The organism is Gemmatimonadota bacterium, assembly GCA_026706345.1.
Taxonomy (GTDB): domain Bacteria; phylum JAAXHH01; class JAAXHH01; order JAAXHH01; family JAAXHH01; genus JAAXHH01.
In genome coordinates, this window is record JAPOYX010000119.1 from 1 (window position 1) to 3,113 (window position 3,113).

Annotated in this window: 4 protein-coding genes; 1 reads left to right on the forward strand and 3 read right to left on the reverse strand. The window is 63.3% G+C overall.

Annotation, left to right across the window (positions count from 1 at the left end; genetic code table 11):
* The 3 genes from OXG98_08015 to OXG98_08025 form a co-directional block, all read right to left on the reverse strand.
* Positions 1–386: Rieske (2Fe-2S) protein (locus OXG98_08015; GenBank protein MCY3771949.1), on the reverse strand; the 386-nt coding region annotated here is incomplete at its 3' end.
* A 3-nt stretch (positions 387–389) separates the two neighbouring features.
* Positions 390–773: a cupin domain-containing protein gene (locus OXG98_08020; GenBank protein MCY3771950.1), complete on the reverse strand. Its 384-nt coding sequence runs from the start codon at positions 771–773 to the stop codon at positions 390–392.
* Positions 774–883: 110 nt separating this feature from the next.
* Positions 884–2,245, reverse strand: coding sequence for an amidohydrolase family protein (locus OXG98_08025; protein MCY3771951.1), 1,362 nt, complete (start codon positions 2,243–2,245; stop codon positions 884–886).
* A 137-nt stretch (positions 2,246–2,382) separates the two neighbouring features.
* Between OXG98_08025 and OXG98_08030 the strand changes: the two genes are divergently transcribed.
* Positions 2,383–2,931 carry a sigma-70 family RNA polymerase sigma factor gene (locus OXG98_08030; protein ID MCY3771952.1) on the forward strand — a complete coding sequence of 183 codons (549 nt, stop codon included), beginning with the start codon at positions 2,383–2,385 and terminating at the stop codon, positions 2,929–2,931.
* Positions 2,932–3,113 lie beyond the last annotated feature (182 nt).

Sequence of the window (3,113 nt, forward strand, 5' to 3'; positions counted from 1 at the left end):
ACGAACTGATCTTCATCCGGAACGCCGACCAGGTTCCCGTCGGTTGCGTACGTCCAGCCGTGGTAGTTGCAGGTCAGGCGCCGCGAGCGGCCCTGCCCGTCGGCGAGGCGATTGCCCCGGTGGCGGCAGACGTTGTGAAACGCGCGGATGCGGCCGTCCTCCGCCCGTGTTATGACAATCGAGGCAGGAATGTGGGGCAGGTCCCGCACGAAATAGCTGCCGGGTTCCTCCACATCGTCCTCTCGGCAAGCATAAAGCCAGTGACAGGAGAAGATGCGGTCGCGTTCACGGGCGAAGTATTCGAACGACGTATAGGGTGATGTCGGCAGCGGACCGGTTCCGAGCTCCGGAAACCGGGCAGCCCAGCGCACCGTTTCGGTCTGCACGGCTCAACCGGACCCGTGGTACTTCGCCGACAGGCCCTCGCCGGCCGTCAGGTAGGCTTCCCGTGGCGGGCTGAATACATCCAGGATGACCGCGCCACTGTCACCGGTACGGACACCGTGCGGCGTATTGCCGGGGGTGCACCAGAAGTCTCCCTGTTGCATCTCGACTTCCTCGCCGTCCTGGATGCGCACGCACTCGCCCTCCATCAGGATGCCCCATTGCTCTTCATCGTGGCTGTGGATGGTGGGTTCGGTGTGCGGGCCGATCTCCGCCAGGGAGAACATGACCTTCTCGCCGATGAACAGGCGAGTGGATATCGTGTCGGTCAGCTTGCGGAATATGCCGTCGTCCTTGGTCTTGAAATACCATTGTTTCGCATCGGACATTCTGAACTCCTTTCCTTGATTTCGTTTGCCGTGGCGGCCCCGGACCGACGGAGGGGCAATCTGGCGGCTCGAAGGCCGAAACTTCGTCGGTTCTTATCCGCTATCCGGGCCTAATGGGTTTCCTCCGCGTGATCCGCGGTGAAAATTTCGCCGAGCAGCTTCTCCCGGTCGACGACCCGCCCCTCCTTGACGACGGTTTCGATCGAACGGGTCGCCCGGATGTCCGCCAGCGGGTCCTCCGAGAGTATCAGCAGGTCGGCGCTCTTGCCGGGCGCCAGCGAGCCGATCAGCGGCTCCCGGGCCAAGGTCGCGGCCGGATGCGGCGCCGCGCTGATGGCGGCAAGCTCCGGCACGCCGGCGGCGACCATGAGTTCCAACTCGCGGTGCACGCTCAGGCCCGGAAAGACGCCCGGAACGCCTGTGTCGGGACCGACCGCGAATGGAATGCCCGCATCGTGGATCTTTTTCATGTTGCCCATGATGGTCGGCAACTGCCGCGCGATATTGTCCCGCCTGGTGAAGGCATCGAACTCGTCCAGCGGGCCGCCGGGCCCCAGGGTTTCCAGCGTGGCTTTCGGCACGCTCTCGCGCACCCAGGAAGAGTCCGCCCATGCCCGGATCGCCTGCGGCTCATAGGTGTCGTTGTAGATGGACAGCGTCGCCACGTACAGGCTGCCGTTGGCGCGCATCGCCTCCAGGTACTCGTCATCGATCTCGCCCGTCACCGAAGAGTGGTACAGGATGTCGCCGCCCGCCTGCAGCACCTCTCGGTGGCCTTCCAGTTCGTAGACGTGCGACGCAACCGGCAGGCCGTGCCGGTGTGCCTCGGTAATCACCCGCTGCATCACGTCCTTGCGCAGCATCGGCATCGCCTGATGGAAAGCGCAGCACATCGAGTCGTAGAAGATCTTTACGAAATTGACGCCGTTTTCAGCCAATCCCGCAACGGCTGCCGGGGCATTGTCCGGATCGTCGAGCTCGATGCGCGCATCCATCTGGTTGGACCCCGCCCATCCCGCCGGCGCGGTCACCCCGGGGCCGGAAACGAACAGTCTCGGCCCTTCGATCTCGCCCGACGCGAGCGCCTGCCGCAACCAGAGGCCGTTGTCGATGGGCTGCACCGAGAAGTGGCAACCCACCACCCCCCAGTAGAGCATCTGCCGGAGCACCCGTTTCTGGTCATCCACAACATAGGAGGCGCCCACGTCGACCACGGTGTCGAAGCCACCGCTGATCAGGTGGGCATGCATGTCGATCAACCCGGGAATGACTGTCTTGCCGGACGCATCGACGTGCCCTGGGCCGGATGCGAGGGAATCGGTATCGGGCAGTATGCTCCTGATCTTGCCGGACTCTATGAAAATGGCTTGACGCTCGAGCGGCGGGCGGCCGCTTCCGTCGATGACGCGCGCGTTGCGAATGACTGTCGGGCTCGTATCGACAGGATCCGTGGTTGAAGATGATGTAGACATTCCCCTCGCCCGCCTGGGTCGGAACAGACCCTCCCGGTTGCTTATCTAGCATAACGTCCCCATACTTTCCAGCAGAGTCAGGGGGGTTACAGGGACCCTTTGCCCCATCGCACCAGACGGGCAGGGGAACCGTTTGCATGGGCAATCAGGCGTCGACCGGCGAACGCAGCACAACCGATTTTGTCGAGGATCTCGTTCGCGCCAATCAGTCAACACTCACCGCCTACATGCGCCGGAGGATTCCTTCGGCGTCCGATGCCGCGGATGCGTGCCAGGAGGTGTTCCTGCGCATGTGCCGCATCGACCGGCCGTCCCGCATCAGGAACCCCCGCGCCTTTCTGTTCCAGACGGCCCAGAACATCGTCCAGGACTACTTTCGCAAGCGAAGAATCAGCGAAGTACCGCTCGGCATCGACGCCTTCGGGGCCGAGCCGCGCCTGACCAGCCCGTCGCCCGAGCGCGCGCAGTACGCGAAGGAGTGGGACGCCGCCTACCGGGCCGCCATCGACGAACTGACGCCGAGGTGCCGGAGGGTCTTCGTTCTGTGCAGAATCCGTAACTGGCCCCATGCGGAGATCGCGCGGGAAATGGGCATTTCCACGAAAATGGTGGAGAAGTACATGACAAAGGCCCTCGCCCACCTTACCGTGAAGCTCCAGGAATTCCTGGTTGACGATTTCCACTGATCGAGGAGCTGTCATGCGAAACGAGCTGACCGAACCCAAGGTCATCAATTTCTCGGACGACGAGTTCTCCCGCGAGATCGTGCCCGGGGTGGCGCACATGAAGCACACGTTCGGCAACGATACGAGCGTCGCCCTGTTCAAGGTGGCGAAGGGCAAGGGAAGCTCGTTTCCGGACGTCAAGC